Annotated in this window: 17 protein-coding genes; 16 read left to right on the top strand and 1 reads right to left on the bottom strand. The window is 33.7% G+C overall.

Translation table 11 applies throughout. The features are described from left to right. Positions 1 to 162: 162 nt before the first annotated feature. The 4 genes from B0A65_RS15180 (at position 163) to B0A65_RS15165 (ending at position 4,666) form a co-directional block, all read left to right on the top strand. On the top strand, positions 163 to 2,034 hold the full coding sequence (locus B0A65_RS15180) for a M1 family metallopeptidase (RefSeq protein ID WP_074659026.1): 1,872 nt from the start codon (positions 163 to 165) through the stop codon (positions 2,032 to 2,034). Between the two features lie 116 nt (positions 2,035 to 2,150). After that, positions 2,151 to 3,413, top strand: a complete 1,263-nt coding sequence (locus B0A65_RS15175) for an alpha/beta hydrolase-fold protein (RefSeq protein WP_083370409.1) — start codon at positions 2,151 to 2,153, stop codon at positions 3,411 to 3,413. 22 nt (positions 3,414 to 3,435) lie between these two features. Continuing rightward, a complete protein-coding gene (locus B0A65_RS15170) occupies positions 3,436 to 3,822 on the top strand; it encodes an ACT domain-containing protein (protein WP_074659025.1) in 387 nt (128 codons plus the stop codon). A gap of 226 nt (positions 3,823 to 4,048) precedes the next feature. Continuing rightward, complete coding sequence (locus B0A65_RS15165) at positions 4,049 to 4,666, top strand: hypothetical protein (protein ID WP_074659024.1); 618 nt, start codon at positions 4,049 to 4,051, stop codon at positions 4,664 to 4,666. A 52-nt stretch (positions 4,667 to 4,718) separates the two neighbouring features. Here B0A65_RS15165 and B0A65_RS15160 read toward each other — a convergent pair whose 3' ends face one another. After that, positions 4,719 to 5,282, bottom strand: coding sequence for an outer membrane beta-barrel protein (locus tag B0A65_RS15160; RefSeq protein WP_074659023.1), 564 nt, complete (start codon positions 5,280 to 5,282; stop codon positions 4,719 to 4,721). Positions 5,283 to 5,466: 184 nt separating this feature from the next. Between B0A65_RS15160 and B0A65_RS15155 the strand changes: the two genes are divergently transcribed. From B0A65_RS15155 to B0A65_RS15095, 12 genes are all read left to right on the top strand, one after another. Next, the gene (locus B0A65_RS15155; protein WP_074659022.1) at positions 5,467 to 5,874 is read left to right on the top strand and encodes a GNAT family N-acetyltransferase; all 408 of its coding nucleotides are present in this window, start codon (positions 5,467 to 5,469) and stop codon (positions 5,872 to 5,874) included. 255 nt (positions 5,875 to 6,129) lie between these two features. Continuing rightward, a complete protein-coding gene (locus B0A65_RS15150; protein WP_074659021.1) occupies positions 6,130 to 6,510 on the top strand; it encodes a hypothetical protein in 381 nt (126 codons plus the stop codon). A 175-nt stretch (positions 6,511 to 6,685) separates the two neighbouring features. After that, positions 6,686 to 7,768: an efflux RND transporter periplasmic adaptor subunit gene (locus tag B0A65_RS15145; protein WP_074659020.1), complete on the top strand. Its 1,083-nt coding sequence runs from the start codon at positions 6,686 to 6,688 to the stop codon at positions 7,766 to 7,768. Between the two features lie 113 nt (positions 7,769 to 7,881). Continuing rightward, positions 7,882 to 11,049 (top strand): efflux RND transporter permease subunit, encoded by a 3,168-nt coding sequence (locus B0A65_RS15140; RefSeq protein WP_074659019.1) that lies wholly within the window; start codon positions 7,882 to 7,884, stop codon positions 11,047 to 11,049. Further along, on the top strand, positions 11,042 to 12,481 hold the full coding sequence (locus B0A65_RS15135; protein ID WP_074659018.1) for a TolC family protein: 1,440 nt from the start codon (positions 11,042 to 11,044) through the stop codon (positions 12,479 to 12,481). Before B0A65_RS15140 ends, B0A65_RS15135 begins: the two co-directional genes overlap by 8 nt. 511 nt (positions 12,482 to 12,992) lie before the next feature. Further along, complete coding sequence (locus B0A65_RS15125; RefSeq protein ID WP_074659017.1) at positions 12,993 to 13,439, top strand: GNAT family N-acetyltransferase; 447 nt, start codon at positions 12,993 to 12,995, stop codon at positions 13,437 to 13,439. 7 nt (positions 13,440 to 13,446) lie between these two features. Further along, on the top strand, positions 13,447 to 13,737 hold the full coding sequence (locus B0A65_RS15120; RefSeq protein ID WP_074659016.1) for a DUF1272 domain-containing protein: 291 nt from the start codon (positions 13,447 to 13,449) through the stop codon (positions 13,735 to 13,737). 171 nt (positions 13,738 to 13,908) lie between these two features. Continuing rightward, positions 13,909 to 14,256, top strand: a complete 348-nt coding sequence (locus B0A65_RS15115; RefSeq protein ID WP_074659015.1) for a hypothetical protein — start codon at positions 13,909 to 13,911, stop codon at positions 14,254 to 14,256. A gap of 197 nt (positions 14,257 to 14,453) precedes the next feature. After that, entirely contained in the window at positions 14,454 to 15,242 is a 789-nt protein-coding gene (locus tag B0A65_RS15110; protein WP_074659014.1) for a DUF4241 domain-containing protein, read from the top strand. A gap of 168 nt (positions 15,243 to 15,410) precedes the next feature. Further along, a complete protein-coding gene (locus B0A65_RS15105) occupies positions 15,411 to 15,872 on the top strand; it encodes a hypothetical protein (RefSeq protein WP_074659013.1) in 462 nt (153 codons plus the stop codon). A gap of 163 nt (positions 15,873 to 16,035) precedes the next feature. Next, complete coding sequence (locus tag B0A65_RS15100) at positions 16,036 to 16,539, top strand: hypothetical protein (protein WP_074659012.1); 504 nt, start codon at positions 16,036 to 16,038, stop codon at positions 16,537 to 16,539. Positions 16,540 to 16,707: 168 nt separating this feature from the next. Further along, positions 16,708 to 17,196, top strand: a complete 489-nt coding sequence (locus tag B0A65_RS15095) for a hypothetical protein (protein ID WP_074659011.1) — start codon at positions 16,708 to 16,710, stop codon at positions 17,194 to 17,196. Positions 17,197 to 17,338 lie beyond the last annotated feature (142 nt).

Genomic DNA, 17,338 nt, shown 5'->3' with positions numbered 1-17,338 from the left:
AAAATAAACTTTGCGACCCTTGCGTAATTCTTTGCGACCTTTGCGGTTAAGTTACGCCCAACGCAACAAAAATCATAATTTTACCAAAAAGTGTAACATTAAGTTTAAAAAATCCACTAATATTATATCCTTATTAAATCATCAAAAATCTTAAAACAAGTTATGAGAAAAAATGTACTTCAATTAGTGGTAATTGCATTTGTTTTTCTTGCACAAAACAGCTTTGGGCAGGAATTGTATATGCCGCGAAATATAAAAGAAGCTTACGCTAAAGGCACTCGTTCGATGGACGGAAAACCAGGGAAAAACTACTGGCAGAATCACGGAACATATACCATGGAAATTTCGGTTGATCCAAAAACTAAAATCGTTAGCGGAACAGAATCTATTGTTTATGAAAATAACAGTAATGATACTTTAAGAAATTTACCAATTCGTTTTGTAAACAATCTTCATAAGCCATCTTCGCCAAGAGGAGGAAGTGTAAGTGATGATTTTTTGAGTAACGGACTTACAATTACTTCTTTAAAAATAGAAGGTGAAGTTTATAAAGAAGATGCAAGAAGTTGGGGAACCGTAGGGAATGTTAAAATGAAAAAACCGCTTTTACCACATTCTAAAATCACCATCAATATCGACTGGAATTATCCATTATCTAAAGAGAGTGGAAGAGAAGGACAAATTGACGAAACTACTTTTTTTGTTGCTTATAGCTATCCACGTGTTACTGTTTTTGATGATTACAACAAATGGGATAAATTACCTCATACAGATCGTCAGGAGTTTTACAACGACTTTAATGATTATACTTATTCAGTAAAAGCGCCAAAAAACTATATAGTATATGCAACCGGAGATTTATTAAATCCGGATGAGGTTTTACAACCTGAATTTTCAGCACGTTTAAAGAAGTCGTACACTGCCGATGAAGTAATGCATATTGCCAATGAACAGGAAATGAAAAGTGGTGTTGTAACCAAACAAAACGATTGGAATGTTTGGAAATTTGAAGCCAAACATATCTCAGATGTTTGTTTTGGATTAAGTGATCATTATTTATGGGATGCCAGCAGCGTTTTAGTAGACAAGAAGGCCAATCGTCGTGCAAGTGTTCAGGCGGCTTATGATGTAAAAGGAACTGATTTTGTAGCTTCTGTTAAAAATAATCAATATGCATTGAGTTATTTCTCCAACAACTGGCCAGGAGTTCCTTATCCATTTTCTAAAATGACGGCATTTCAGGGATTTGCTGACATGGAATATCCAATGATGTGTAACGATTCTCAAATGGGAGATCCGGTTTTTGCTCAATTGGTCCAGGATCATGAAGTAGCACATACCTATTTTCCTTTTTATATGGGAATCAACGAAACGCGTTACGCATTTATGGATGAAGGCTGGGCTACTACATTTGAATATTTAATTGGGATTGAAGAACACGGTAAAGAAGCTGCAGATAAATTTTACAAAAATTTTAGAGTTCAGCAGTATATTAACGATGCCTCTACAGAAGAAGATCAGCCTATTATTTCAATGTCTTCTCAACTTTCGGGAGCTGGTTACGGAAATAATTCGTACGGAAAAGCTTCTCTTTCTTATATCGCGTTAAAAGACATGCTTGGTGATGATTTATTTAAGAAATCATTGCACGCTTACATGGAAAATTGGAATGGAAAACATCCTATTCCGTGGGATTATTTTAACGCTATCAATACAGCTTCAGGAAAAAATCTGAATTGGTTCTTTAATAACTGGTTTTTTACCAATAACTATATTGATATTTCGGTTAAAAGTGTTGCAAAGAATACTATTTCTGTAGAGAATACCGGAGGTTTTGCGATTCCGTTTGACCTCAACATTGTTTATACAGATGAGACAAAAGAAACCGTACATCAAACACCGGCAGTTTGGGAAACCAATCAAAAAATAGCGACTGTTACTTTAAAAAGCAAAAAGCAAATCAAAAGTATTGTGTTGGATGGAGGTATTTTTATGGATGCCACACCAGCAAATAATACCTGGTCTGCAAAATAGCAAAACAAGAAATATTTAAAAATCGTCTTTTTCAACCTGAAAAGGGCGATTTTTTAATTGATTAAAAACGTATTACATATACTTACTATCTGAATATTTAACTAACCAACTGCATTATGATAAATAAGCTCGTTCATCCTGTATCTTCAAGAAAAACTATTTTCCTGTTCATTTTTTTGATTCTGACTACTTTTGGGTTTGCACAAAATAAAAATACCATTCAAATAGGAACTGTCGATAGCATTTTTTCTAAAGTTTTAAATGAAAATAGAAAAGTATGGATTCATCTTCCGAAAAGTGCCCAGAATACTGGTTTTGGAAAACAGAAATATCCTGTAGTTTATTTGCTCGATGGCGATGGACATTTTAGTTCTGTTGTCGGAATGATTGAAGAACTAAGCGAAGTAAATGGAAACACACTTTGTCCGGAAATGATTGTGGTAGGGATTACCAACACAAACCGAAATCGGGATTTGACGCCTACACATTCGGATGTTGATCTTCCGTTTGTTCCTAAAAATCTAAGTGAGCAATCTGGTGGAGGTGAAAAATTTGTTGAATTTCTGGAGAAAGAATTGATTCCGTATATAGATAGTAAATATCCAACGGCGCCTTACAAAACCTTAATAGGTCATTCTTTTGGAGGATTGACAGCCATAAATATTTTAACGAATCACAGTAATTTATTCAATTCCTATATAGCGATAGATCCAAGTATGTGGTGGGATCATCAGAAGTTTTTGGCAGAAACTCAAAAAAAGCTAGCCAGTAAAAACTTAGCTAATGTTTCTTTGTTTTTGGCTGCCGCCAACACAATGGATGCTGCGATGGATGTTGTAAAAGTTCGAAAAGATACAACCGTTTTTACCAGACACATTCGATCAATTTTAGATTTGAACGATTTCCTGAAGCAGAACAAGAAAAGCAATCTTAATTACCAATATAAATATTATAACGATGATAATCACGGATCAGTTCCTTTGATTGCGACTTATGACGGACTTCGTTTTATATTTGAATTCAATCAATTAAAATTGTCTATTCCGGAACAGATTAATTTCAATAAAGCAGTTTTTATTAAAATTGAAAAACATTTCGAAGAGGTTTCAAAACATTTAGGATATAAAGTGAGTGTTCCGGAAAATACAGTGAATGCTTATGCCTATCAATCGCTTAGTAAAAAAGATATGGATTTAGCAGGTTATTTATTTAAATTGAATGTAACCAATTACCCTAACAGTCCAAATGTGTATGACTCGCTTGGCGATTTTTATGAAGCCACTGGAGATAAGAAAAATGCAATTATAAGTTATGAAAAGGTATTAGTTCTGGATAAAAATTTTCCTGAAACAAAAGGAAAATTAGAAAAACTAAAATAGTCAACTTACTAAAACTCAAAAAATGTCTGGAGAAAAAGATTTGCAAATATTGCTTAAAAGTATGAAGCCTGAACACAATTTGGGAGATTATGTTTTTTGTAAAGTCGGAGAATTAGGAAATCTTAATTTGGATGAAATTGAAATGTTCTTTAAAGAAAAAGAAGCAATAACCTTAATTCTTAAAAAAGAAATGGCGGATAAACTGAATTTAGAATATTCGGTGATCATGTCCTGGATAACGCTTTCTGTACATTCTTCTTTGGAAGCTGTTGGATTAACCTCAGCGTTTTCAAAAGCACTTTCAGACAAAGGAATTAGCTGTAATGTCGTAGCGGCATTTTATCACGATCATATTTTTGTTGGTAAAAATGATACAGAAAAAGCAATGCAAATTTTAAAGGCATTTTAATTTTAAATTTAGTCTTTAAGAAATTTTCCAACTCGATTAATTAGTACCGAAGAATTATGTAGGTTTTTAAGGTTTATTGCGAATAATTCATTTTAATAAATGTATTTAAGTTATATTTGTTTTTTTAATATGTTAAAAATCCGGTATTCGTAATATAAATACGAAAGACGTAATGTAGTTAAGTGCGAACCATGTATTTTTGCAAAAAACAAAACAATACCTACAAATGAAAAAGTCCTTAATTTTTCTTGTCTTACTATTCTCATGTACAGTTATTGCGCAGAGCGATCCAAAGGTTGCTTTTCAAAAAACAAGATATGAATTGGCAGTTTCCTGCTATAAGAAAGCTGATTTTGTAAAAGCACTAGATTTATTCTCTATTGCTTCTAAAATTAAACCTGAAAATGAATTAGGAAAAGAATCAATTAAAAAAGTAGATACTTTAAAAACAATGCTGAGAAAAAGCATTATGGATAAAGTAATCGGAAGCTGGAAAATGAATGGCAATCAACCGCTTTGGTCTGTAAATGCGACAAATACTAATGACACCGATGGGATAGACGAACTAGTTGAAATCAACCAGAAGCAGATTTTGTTTTATGAAGTAGATACTAAAACGAAAGCAAAAAAACTGATCAAGACTGAAGATATAAAGTATTATAACAAAGAGGAATCAGATGCTTTATTTTCGGCTATTATTTTATCTGACGGAACTATTTGGAATTGCTCCTTAAATGAAGATTCAGATATATTGCATGTAATCAATATTGCCAGACAAACTGAAAACGGCGTTGAAAAAATAAAAGCTGATAATTTGGAACGATTTTACAGCAAAGTAAATTAATTAAAAAAGGGAATCATTTTGATTCCCTTTTTTATGTTTTATAATGAAGTTTTTACAAGAATTTAAATCCGACAGAGAAATTAGAAACGTTTGTTTTTAAACTTCTTCCTGAAGGATCCAAGTCAGTTACACCAGCAAGATATCGATAATCAATTGTAAATTTCCATAAATCTACGCCGACTCCGCCAAGAAAACTGCTGTTGTTTTTTTCAACAGCAATGTAATTCAGGCTATTATTAGCACTTATGTCTGAATAGTTTTTCCAGTCGTATCCCACAAAAAGACGAACATTTCCTAGCTTTCCTAAAGGAACAATTTTGAATCCCGCAATTAAGGCCGCATCAGTTCCAGATAATTTATATTCGGTTTCGCCAATTCCGGTTTGAGAAACATTAAACTTCGATTCTGAATATCCTAATTCGCCTTGTGCATAAAAGAGCAACAAATTCAATCTGACAAATCCTCCAACGCCCATTCCGTTTCCAGCACTTTTTGAGCTGAAATCATCTGTATTTGGAGAAGTAATATTATAAGAAACCTGAGGCCCAATTTGTATTAATTGCGCAAAGCCGTTCACACTAATACATAATAATGCTGCTAAAATGAATTTTTTCATAATCGGAGGTATTTGTTTTACATAGCATAAAAATAATTATTATTAATCAGAATAGTATCATAATTCCGGATTTATTTTTTTGTATTTATTTGAATATGAGTAAGCTGTGATGATTTTCTTTCCTGAAATAAAATGCTATTGAAATTTCTTAATTTTGTTTGTAACGATGAATAGCTATAACCAAATGAAAATTGAAGCAATCAAAGCATCAGAAACCTGGGAAATTCGACACAAAGTAATGTGGCCGGAACAGCCATTTGAATTTGTGCAATTAGAAGAAGATAATTCAGGACTACATTTTGGAGTATTCGATGAGCAAAAATTAGTTTCAATTGTCTCTTGTTTTATTGTGGGTGACGAAATGCAGTTTCGAAAATTAGCAACACTGGCCGATTATCAGGAAAAAGGGATTGCCTCACTTTTATTAAAGCATATCCTGAAGCTGGCAAAAAATAAGGGTTTGAGAAAAATATGGTGTAACGCAAGAAGCAATAAAAAATCATTTTATGAAAGATTTGGGATGATCGAAACCGGAGAAACTTTTGTTAAGTCAGGTCAGAAATTTTCAATAATGGAATTTTTATATTTTTAGTAAAGCCGTTTTTACCGAATAAAGTATTCGGTGTTAAATAATTACGATATTAATTTTATTTGGTACCAAATCGATTTTAGTTAGTAGGATTAAAATTACAAATTACTTTTTTTATGAGATTTTACAAGAAATTATTAAGGTTTTATTATAATTTCTGAGTAAAAAAACACTGAAAACGTTTTCGTGTTTTTTTAATGTTAAAGCTTATGAAATTTTCTTTTTTTGTATAAATACTTTGCTTACTTTCGCAGCCAAATGAGAAAGTTAATAGTATTTTTAGTGTTTATGAATTTCCTTCTGCTGGGCGGAGGGCAATATCTTAATGCTGAGACACATCAAAGTTCTCATCACTATCTGGAGAAAAGACACCGCGTAAAATTCACAAGTCAGGATCAGGGCAGCTCTATTATTGAGGATGCCGATGTAGATCTTGATGAGGAATTTCTTGGGAATGATAATCTAAAGGATGGTTTAAGTAATAAATTTTTTGCAACAACTTACAGCATCTTAGATAGCTGGTATTTGACAATCTCTCGTCAGATCGTTGTGAATTCTGTTAATCGTTTTGAAATTTTCGGCTCATCTTGTGGCCAATCAAATCCTATTTATATTACTCAACGAGTATTAAGAATTTGATTTTCAATATACATCAGTCACCTTGGTTGTGATCGTGCATATCTTTTGATGTATATTTTTTCTACTTCTTCTTATATGAGATTTAAGATCTGACTTTTTGGTTGCTGATGCATTTTTTCATCTCAAGGAATCATCGCATTCCAAGCATTCAATCGCTTAAATTTCCATTAAAATCATGAAAAGAATTATTGTGTTAACGGGCATGCTTGCCTTGTTGTGCCTAACCAGTTGTACATCAAAAAAAGAAGAAAAAGAAGAAGTTGAAAAATTTACAGTGACAAGCCCTGTAAAAATTGATACTTCATTTACCAAAGAGTATGTTTCGCAGATTAAATCTGTTCGAAATATCGAACTCCGCGCCCAGGAAAAAGGGTTTTTACAAAACATTTATGTTGATGAAGGCCAGTTTGTAAAAAAAGGCCAATTATTGTTTAAGATTATGCCTAACATGTATCAGGCAGAATTGCTTAAAGCACAAGCTGAACAAAAATCAGTGGAAATAGAACTACAGAATTCAAAATTACTGGCAGATAAAAACATCGTTTCCAGAAACGAATTAAGTGTAGCTCAGGCAAAACTACAATCAGCAAAAGCTGAAGTTGCCCTGGCAAAACTTCATTTATCGTTTACCGAAATCAGAGCTCCGTTTGACGGAACAATTGACCGTATTCCATTAAAATTAGGAAGTCTTATTGACGAAGGTGAATTGTTGACCAGCCTTTCAGACAACAGTCAAATGTTTGCTTACTTCAACGTATCTGAGCCAGAATATCTTCAATACCAAACAGATGTAAAAGATCGTGCAGAAAACAAAGTGAATTTGCTTTTAGCTAATGGAGAATCTTTTAAATACAAAGGAAATGTAGAAGTTATCGAAAGTGAATTTAATAATGAAACTGGAAATATTGCTTTTAGAGCAAGATTCTCAAATTCAGATAAATTACTTAGAAACGGTGAAACAGGAAAAGTTCAGATGCTTGTTCCTCTTAAAAATGCTATTGTAATTCCGCAAAAAGCGACTTACGAAATTCAGGATAAAAAATATGTTTTTGTTGTTGATAAAAACGATAAAGTAAGTTCAAGAGAAATCACAATTACAGGTGAAGTACCTGATTTATATGTGGTAAAAACCGGACTTACTGAAAATGATAAAATTTTACTTGAAGGAGTTCAGAAAGTAAAAGAGAACGACAAAATTAAATATGAATTCCAGGCTCCGCAAACGGTAATTAATCATTTACGAGTAAAAGCGGAATAGAAGTTTTGTTTCAGGTTTCTGGTTTCAAGTTTCAGGTTCAGTGCGAAACCTGAAACCTGAAACTTGAAACTAAGAAAACTTTTTACATGGTTTAATCATTAAAAAATATAAAAATGTTTAATAAATTTATACAAAGACCCGTTCTGTCGATAGTAATATCGCTGGTTATTGTCTTTTTAGGAATATTGTCGGTGATGAATTTACCTATCACCCAGTTTCCTTCCATCTCACCTCCGATGGTAAACGTTACCGCAGATTATCCTGGATCGAATGGTGAATTGATGATCAAATCGGTTGTTATTCCATTAGAAAGAGCTTTGAATGGAGTTCCCGGAATGAAATACATGACTTCTGATGCCGGAAATGATGGTGAGGCCAGTATCCAGGTAGTTTTTAACTTAGGTACAGATCCAAATCAGGCTGCCATTAACGTGCAAAACCGTGTAGCTTCGGTTACAAATAAACTACCACCATTGGTAGTTAGAGAAGGTGTGAAAATCACGCGTGAGGTTCCGAGTATGTTGATGTATGTGAATCTTTATAGTACGGATAAAAATACCGACATGAAGTTTCTTTACAACTATGCCGATATCAACGTACTTTCAGAATTAAAAAGGGTAAACGGAGTCGGATCCGGAGATATCTTAGGAACACGTGAATATGCGATGCGTATCTGGTTAAAACCCGATCGTATGTTGGCTTACAAAGTATCTGCTGATGAGGTAATGGAAGCATTATCAAGTCAGAGTTTGGAGGCTTCTCCTGGTAAAACAGGTGAAAGTTCTGGTAAACGTTCACAGGCATTTGAATACGTATTAAAATATTCAGGACGTTTTACAACCAAAGAGCAATATGAGAACATCGTAGTAAAATCAAATAGCAACGGAGAACTTTTACGTTTGAAAGATATTGCTAAAATTGAATTTGGCAGCTCGATGTATGATATCTATTCTAATTTGAATGGAAGACCATCTGCGGCTATTGTATTGAAACAATCTTTTGGTAGTAATGCAAATCAGGTTATTGAAGATGTAAAAGCGAAACTGGAGAAAATCAAACAAAAATTCCCAAAAGGAATGGATTACGAAATCTCGTATGACGTTTCTAAATTCCTTGATGCTTCTATTGAGAAAGTAATTCACACTTTGATTGAAGCGTTCATTCTGGTTGGTTTGGTAGTATTCCTTTTCTTAGGAGATTGGCGTTCTACGGTTATTCCGGCAATTGCGGTACCTGTTTCGTTGGTTGGAACATTTGTATTCATGACCTTCTTTGATATTTCATTGAACTTAATTACGTTGTTTGCTTTAGTATTGGCAATTGGGGTCGTCGTCGATGATGCGATTGTGGTTATTGAAGCCGTTCACGCCAAGATGGAGGAAGAACATCTTTCGCCATTGAAAGCAACTAAAAAAGCGATGCATGAGATTGCGGGAGCTATTGTGGCGATTACCTTCTTAATGGCTGCGGTATTTATTCCGGTAGCGTTTATGTCTGGTCCTGTGGGAGTATTTTACCGACAGTTCTCGATCACGATGGCAACGGCGATTATCCTTTCAGGTATTGTGGCTTTGACTCTGACACCGGCACTTTGTGCGATGATGTTAAAAAACAATCACGGTACACCTAAAAAGAAAACTCCTGTAAACAGATTTATAGATGGTTTTAATAATAAGTTTAATCTTGCTCAGGGTAAATACCAAAATGTATTAGCTAAAATTGTAAACAGAAGAGCTGTTACCATTATTGCACTTCTTGGATTTTGTGCCGGAACATGGTTGATTAGTAGTACAGTTCCTTCCGGATTTATTCCGAATGAGGATCAGGGTATGTTTTATGCAATTATTCAAACACCTCCGGGTTCATCATTAGAAAGAACAAATAATATTGCAGAGAAATTGCAAAAAATAGCCGAGACAGTTGATGGAGTAAAATCTGTTTCTTCATTGGCAGGTTATGAAATTTTGACGGAAGGTACAGGATCGAATGCAGGAACGTGTTTGATCAACTTAAAAGACTGGAACGATCGTAAACAATCGGTACAGGAAATTATGACCGAACTGGAAGAAAAATCAAAAGACATTCCGGGTGCTAATATTGAATTTTTCCAACCGCCAGCGGTACCAGGATATGGAGCAGCGGGAGGATTTGAGCTTCGTTTATTAGATAAAACAGGAGCTGGAGATTTCAAAAAAGTAGAAGAGGTAAATAAAGAGTTTGTTGAAGAATTGAACAAACGTCCGGAGTTATCAAACGTGTTTAGTTTCTTTAGTGCGAGTTTCCCTCAGTACATGATGAAAGTCGACAATGATTTGGCACAACAAAAAGGCGTTTCTATCGAAAATGCGATGAACAGTTTGTCTACGCTTGTGGGTAGTAACTACGAAATCAGTTTTATTAAATACGGAATTAACTATAAAGTAATCGTTCAGGCTGCACCAGAATATCGTGCACAACCAGATGACATTTTGAAACTGTATGTAAAAAATGATCGTGATGAAATGGTTCCTTATTCAGCTTTCATGAAATTGGAAAAAGTATACGGTCTGTCAGAAATTACGAGACATAATATGTATACCTCAACTGAGATTAGTGGTGGTCCGGCTCCGGGATATAGTTCCGGAACAGCGATTAAAGTTATTCAGGAAGTGGCTGCTAAAAAATTACCAAGAGGATTTGATATTGACTGGGCAGGTATTTCTGCCGATGAGGTAGCGCAAGGAAATCAGGCAATTTGGGTATTCCTTATTTGTTTAGGATTCGTTTACCTGGTTTTAGCTGCTCAATACGAAAGTTTTATTCTGCCATTATCCGTAATTCTTTCTTTACCGGCGGGTATTTTTGGAGCTTTCCTTTTATTAAAAATAACGGGATTAGAAAATAATATCTACGCTCAGGTGGCAATGGTAATGCTTATTGGTTTATTGGGTAAAAATGCCGTACTGATCGTAGAGTTTGCGATACAGCGACATGCCGCAGGAAAAACAGTTCTTGAAGCCGCAATGGAGGGAGCGAAAGCGAGGTTCCGTCCTATTTTGATGACTTCATTTGCATTTATTGCGGGATTATTACCACTTGCATTTGCAACTGGTCCTGGTAAAATTGGTAACAGAACCATTGGTACTGCTGCTGCCGGAGGTATGCTTATCGGAACTATTTGTGGGGTATTTGTAATTCCTGGATTGTACTACATTTTCGGAAGAATTGCAGAGAAACACAAACTGGTTAAAAATGAAGAAGAGAATCCATTAACTGAAGAAATTGATAACAATCATGTCTAAATTCAAATTATATCAATATAGTGTTGCGGTAGGCTTATGTCTTGCTGTTGCGGGTTGTAAAGCTCCCGCAGCTGAGACGGCAACTGCCAGCGCACCAGTTCCTGAAGCATTTGGTAGTGCAAAAGCTCAGGATACAACTAATACGTCTACTGTAAAATGGAATACGTTCTTTAAGGATCAGAACCTTGTTGATTTGATTGATGTAGCCCTGAAAAACAATCAGGAGTTAAACATGACGCTGCAAGAAATCGAAATAGCAAAAAATGATGTTAGGGTTCGCAAAGGTCTTTTGTTACCAACTGTCGGAGTACGCGCCGGAGCTGGAGTAGAAAAAGTAGGAAGGTACACCAGCCAAGGGGCTGGTGATGCCACTACAGAAATAAAACCAGGTATAGAAACACCTGATCCGCTTGGAGATTTTACGATTGCAGCTTATGCTAACTGGGAAGTCGATATCTGGAAAAAATTACGTAATTCTAAGAAAGCAGCTGTAAACAGATATTTGGCTACTGTTGAAGGAAAGAATTTTGTGGTTACAAATCTTATTGCTGAAATTGCTGATTCTTACTACGAATTATTGGCTTTAGATACGCAATTGGATATCGTAAAACAAACAATCACTTTGCAGTCAAATGCTTTGGAAATTGTAAAAATTCAAAAGCAGGCGGCGAGAGCAACAGAATTGGGTGTTAAGAAATTTGAGGCTGAGGTATTAACCTCAAGAAGTCTGGAATTTGATATTCTACAACAAATCAAAGAAAATGAGAATAAAATTAATTTCTTGTTAGGGCGTTATCCGCAGGAAATTAAAAGAACAAATACCAACTTCTTAACGCTATTGCCAGCTTCAGTTAGCGCCGGTATGCCATCACAATTGTTGATGAACCGTCCTGACGTAAAACAGGCCGAATTAGAATTGGTTGCTGCCAAATTAGATGTAAAAGTAGCGCGTGCGGAGTTTTATCCGTCACTTGATATTTCTGCAGCGTTTGGGGTTCAGGCTTTCAAACCTTCTTATTTGTTCACCTTTCCTGAATCTATTTTGTATTCTTTGGCAGGCGATTTGGCTGCGCCATTAATCAATAGAAATGCAATTAAAGCAGAATTCTCAAGTGCCAATGCGAGACAGCTTCAGGCTTTATACAATTATGATAAAACTATTTTAAACGCTTATTTAGAAGTATCTAATCAGCTTTCTAAAATCGATAACCTTCAAAAGAGTTATGATCTAAAATCACAACAAGTTGATGCGTTAAACACTTCGATTGATGTCTCTAATGATTTATTTAAATCAGCAAGAGTAGATTACTTTGAAGTTTTAATGACACAACGTGATGCATTAGAATCGAAATTAGAACTGATCGATACTAAAAAAGAACAACTTAACGCTGCGGTTCATGTTTACAGAGACTTAGGCGGAGGTTGGAAGTAGAATACCCATTTTAATTAGTTATTAGTAGAGGCCTCTCAGAAGTAAAATTCTGAGAGGTTTTTTTGTCTCGGGAAGAATAGAGAATAGAGAATAGAGAATAGAGAATAAAGAATAAAGAGGAAAGAATAAAGAGGAAAGAATAAAGAGGAAAGAATAAAGAATGAAGAATGAAGAATGAAGAATGAAGAATGAAGAATGAAGAATAAAGAGGTAAGACTATAGAATAAAGAAAAAAGAGGAAAGACTAGATTGACTCGTTTTATGGGAAGTTATAGGTTCTTACGGGAATGAGTGTTCTGGAGCGGAAAGGAATAGGATTTTTTTGAATTGTTGTTGTTAATCGATGTTAGTTTGTAATTTGAGAAAAGAAAAAGAATATATTTGAAAATAAATAAACAATGTCATTTGTCAGACATAGCGACCCAGTTTTGGGTAGATAAGTCGGATTTTGTCAGACATATATACAAGTTGGCGGCAAGCAGAAACAAACATCCGTACCTATAAGAAACATATGAAAACACGAAAAATAGAACTAAATGACATTAAGAATTTATCCGAGCTTTTTAATGACTACCGAATTTTCTATGAAATGGAATCTGACTTGGAAGGATCAGAGAAATTCCTGCTTGAAAGAATTAAAAACAAGGAGTCAGAGATTTTTGTAGCTGAGAATCCAGAAAACAACTTAATTGGTTTTGTTCAAATGTATCCAATTTTCTCATCGACGAGGATGAAAAGACTTTGGCTTTTGAATGATTTATTTATTGTTGAAAATCACAGAGGACTTGGCATTTCGGTTTTGTTAATCAATAAAGCAAAAGAACTTTGCATAGAAACCAATTCTTGTGGAATAGTTTTAGAAACTGCAAAATCAAACGATGTTGGAAACAAACTATATCCAAAAGCTGGATTTTCAATGGACTTAGATCATAATTATTATTCGTGGAATAACAAATAAAAAAAGAATGTTAGAAATTAGACCTATTTGTGAACATTGCGCAAAATCTTTACCAAACGAAAGTGAAGAAGCAATGATTTGTACTTTTGAATGTACTTATTGTAAGGATTGCGTAGACAATCTCTTAGAAAATGTTTGTCCGAATTGCGGAGGTGGATTTGAGAAAAGACCAATTCGACCAAAAGAATTGCTAATGAAATATCCATCCAAAAAAGAACCTCTACTAAAGCCCGTTAATTTAATTGAGTTTGAAGTTTTGAAAAGCAAAAACAAGGATTTAGAACCCAACAAACGATAATGCCAGCCGCCAACAGGCGTTTGGCAAGATTGTGGTTTTGGGCTTAATTTAGAGTTGGTTTTGTACTTGAAAATATAGTGATTAACCGAAAGTTAAGGCTTCTTTAATCCACAACCTCGCCAAGCGCCGGGACGTTATATGCCATTTCCGAACATACATATTTCATAGAAAATGAAACTAAAACTTCCAATTATTGTTTTTTTATTACTCATATTTGTTTCATGTAATAGAAATATTTATGGAATATATAATAGTGAATATTTGACAGACAAAAGCGCATTACTTCAAATCAGAATAGATTCAAATTATACTGTTGAGAAAAATGAAATTCATACAATCAGAATTGACTCTAAAGGAACGTGGAAACAAGAAGGCAGAAAGATAATTTGCTACTTTCATCCAACAGAAACAGGGTTTCCTGCCGATACTATGAATTTGAAAATTATTGGAAGTAAAATGTACATTGAGAAAAATGGAACAACCAAGAATAAAAGGTTTTACTTGAAAAAAGTAAGATGAGGTTATTTAAAAATCAAAAAAGAAACGGCATATAACAGCCACTACAACGGATTTGGGCAATTGGATTAATGGAAAGCTGGTTTTGTATTTGGGATGATTTGGCAAATCCGAAAATAGGTCTTAATTTAATCCCAAACCCGCTGTAGTACCAGAACGTTGTGCGACATTATATGAGAAACGTAGTGAAAATAATACTTATGACAACATTTTTAAGTTTTTTTTCTTGTTTCAACAAGAAGAACGAAACAGATTTGAAATTAAAAAGCAAAATGAATTCTGTTCAGGATTATGCAAATAAAAAAGTAAAACAAAACATTTTTAATGAGGAGACCGAATTTAATTATTCTGATTTCGAGAATTTAAAAGGCAATAAGTATTACGAATTATTTTTCGCAGGAAATTTGAAAATAACAAGCGGTAAAATAGTTTGTACTGACCCAATATATAGAGAAGTTGGATTTCCACAAAATTGGGAAGTTGCACCCGGAGAATACCCAGTCAATTTGTATATAGGACTTGAAGAAGACTATCTAGGAAGAATTGCATATGCAGAAATTAATTTTAAGAATGAAATTCCAGCATATTGGGAATTATCATTAATAGATGAAAGTTTTTTAGATGAATTTGAGAAAAAAATGAATGGAATGTATCCAGTCGAAAATGGACTTGGCTGTTTTGCAGATTTTGAAACGTATAAAATATACAACCAAGAATTTAATGATTATCTAAACTTAAACAAAAAAGGTAATTATTATTTAGATATTTTAGAACCGCACTTTAAAGAAAACTCAAATAATCCGAAAAGTTCTCGCGGTGAAGATTGGATTAATTACAAACCAACTAAATCAAATGCAAATATTATAATGTTTAGTTCAGGTTACGGAGACGGATTATATCCAAAATATGTAGGATTTGACAAAAACGGAAAAGTAGTAAAATTAATAACCGATTTTATTCAAATAACAGAAGAAGAGACAAATGAATAAAATAACGATCGCACAACAGCTACTACAACGGATTTGGGCAATAGGCTTAATGAGAAAATGGTTTTGTATTTGTGATGATTTGACAAATCCGAAGACAAGGCTTAATTTAACCCCAAACCCGCTGTAGTACCAGAACGTTATGGGCTAGTTCACATCAACACTATACAAATGAGAACATTTTTTTTGACAATACTACTTTTTTCAATCAAAGTCCAATCACAGGAGTTAACAACTGACGTAAGAACAGATGAAAATATTTATTTATATGCGCTGAAGGAATATTGCAATTTTCCCGAAATAACGGCCGAAAATATTTATGTTCAATTTGATTCAACTGTTATGTGGTATGATTGGCCAAAAATAATAAATAACAAAAAAATTAATTATCTAGACGGAGCGCCTGAAATTATAAAAGAAATCAAAGCACATAAAGGCTCAATCGTATTGGTTAAAATTGTTCCTTTACAATACAAAAAGAAAAGTTTTTTTGTAAACGTTATTCCATTTTTAGCCACAGCAAAAGGAAAAAACATCAATTTGGCTAACGGTGGTGGATTAAGTGTGATATTTAATTATAGTGACAAAAATAAAGGCTTTGAATTTTCAGAAACAAAAAGTTACGGAAACTAAGCTAATAACCAGCCCATAACACACGCTACAAGCAATTTGGGGATTTGGTTTAATGGAAAAATTGGTTTGTATTTGGAAGATTTGGCAAATCCGAAAGATAACGCTGATTTAATCCCAAACTGCTTGTAGTGCCAGAACGTTATAAGCCATTTACAAACCTACTATGAAAAAGACATTTAGATTTACAATTCTACTTCTTTCTATTTTGACAAGTTGTGAAAAGAAAGTAGAAATTCCAATTAAATCAAAAATGGTTGCGAAATATATTGTGTTTGAAGATAGTATTAGTTCAAAACTTATCGAAGACTTAAAAAACGTGAAAGAGTTTGACAATAAGGACGAAGGTGATAAACCACCATTTAAATTGGATGGCAAATATTATAAATTTGAAAGAGAGTACAGATTAGATTCTGAAGGTTTTTTAAAAGTTGTAAACGAGCATAATTATTATTCGTTTGATTATGCTGATTATGGAATAAAAAAAGATCCAATAAAAGATAGAGAAACTCTTGGACAAAGGTTTTCTCTAAAATTGTCTAACTCTCGGGAGAAAATAATTGATTGTGGCGATACACTTGAAATTGAAAAAGTTTATCCGAAAGAGAAACTTATTTTTGTAAAGCAAGATAGGAAAGATGGTCGAATAAACATTTACGAATATAAATAAACGGCTTATAACAGCCGTTACACGAGATTTGGGCATTAGGCTGAATTTAAAGATGGTTTTGTACTTGGAAAATTTGTGTTCAACGGAAAAACCTCGCATCTTTAATCCCAAACCTCGTGTAGCGACAGAGCGTTAGGTAGCATAACCTCGAAAATCAGAAAAACAAATATGATCAATGAAATTTTAGATAATATTATTCTACTTGGAAAACTACATGAACACTCGTGTTCGAGAACAACCAACATTACAGCAGAATTATACAGTGCTGTAAATCGAATTATTATAAAAATAATAAACGAAAAGGAAATTCAGGTAAAATATAATGTAGATGATCAAACCAAAGTTGTTGAATTGCCAATCTTTACTACTTATGATTTTGTTGAAAAATTAATAATCCGAACTACAAGGACAGACATTATGCCCAAAATTGGAGAATTAATTGAAGTCGCTAATTTTAAGGAGCAATTAAAACAGGACTTAAAAGAATTACAATCTGAAAAGAATTACAATCATTATCTAAAACACGTAAAATTTAAAACTGATATTAGGTTTGAAGTTGAATATTTTGATGATATAGTGATAATTCGCGACAAGCAAAATATTTTATTGACTACTATTTTAAAATTAAGTAACGCAATAAAAAACTATGATTATTAAGCTAAAAACGTATAACTGAAAAGTTAAAATCTAAAAACATTACGCATAAAGTTACGCTACCTAACAGCTACTACAACGGATTTGGGCAATTGGCTTAACGGGAAGTTGGATTTGTATTTGGGATGATTTTGCAAATCCGAAG

It is taken from the genome of Flavobacterium frigidimaris (genome assembly GCF_002217275.1).
Classification (GTDB): domain Bacteria; phylum Bacteroidota; class Bacteroidia; order Flavobacteriales; family Flavobacteriaceae; genus Flavobacterium; species Flavobacterium aquidurense.
The sequence above is the reverse complement of the archived record's forward strand: the minus strand, read 5'-3'. Positions and strand labels throughout refer to the sequence as shown.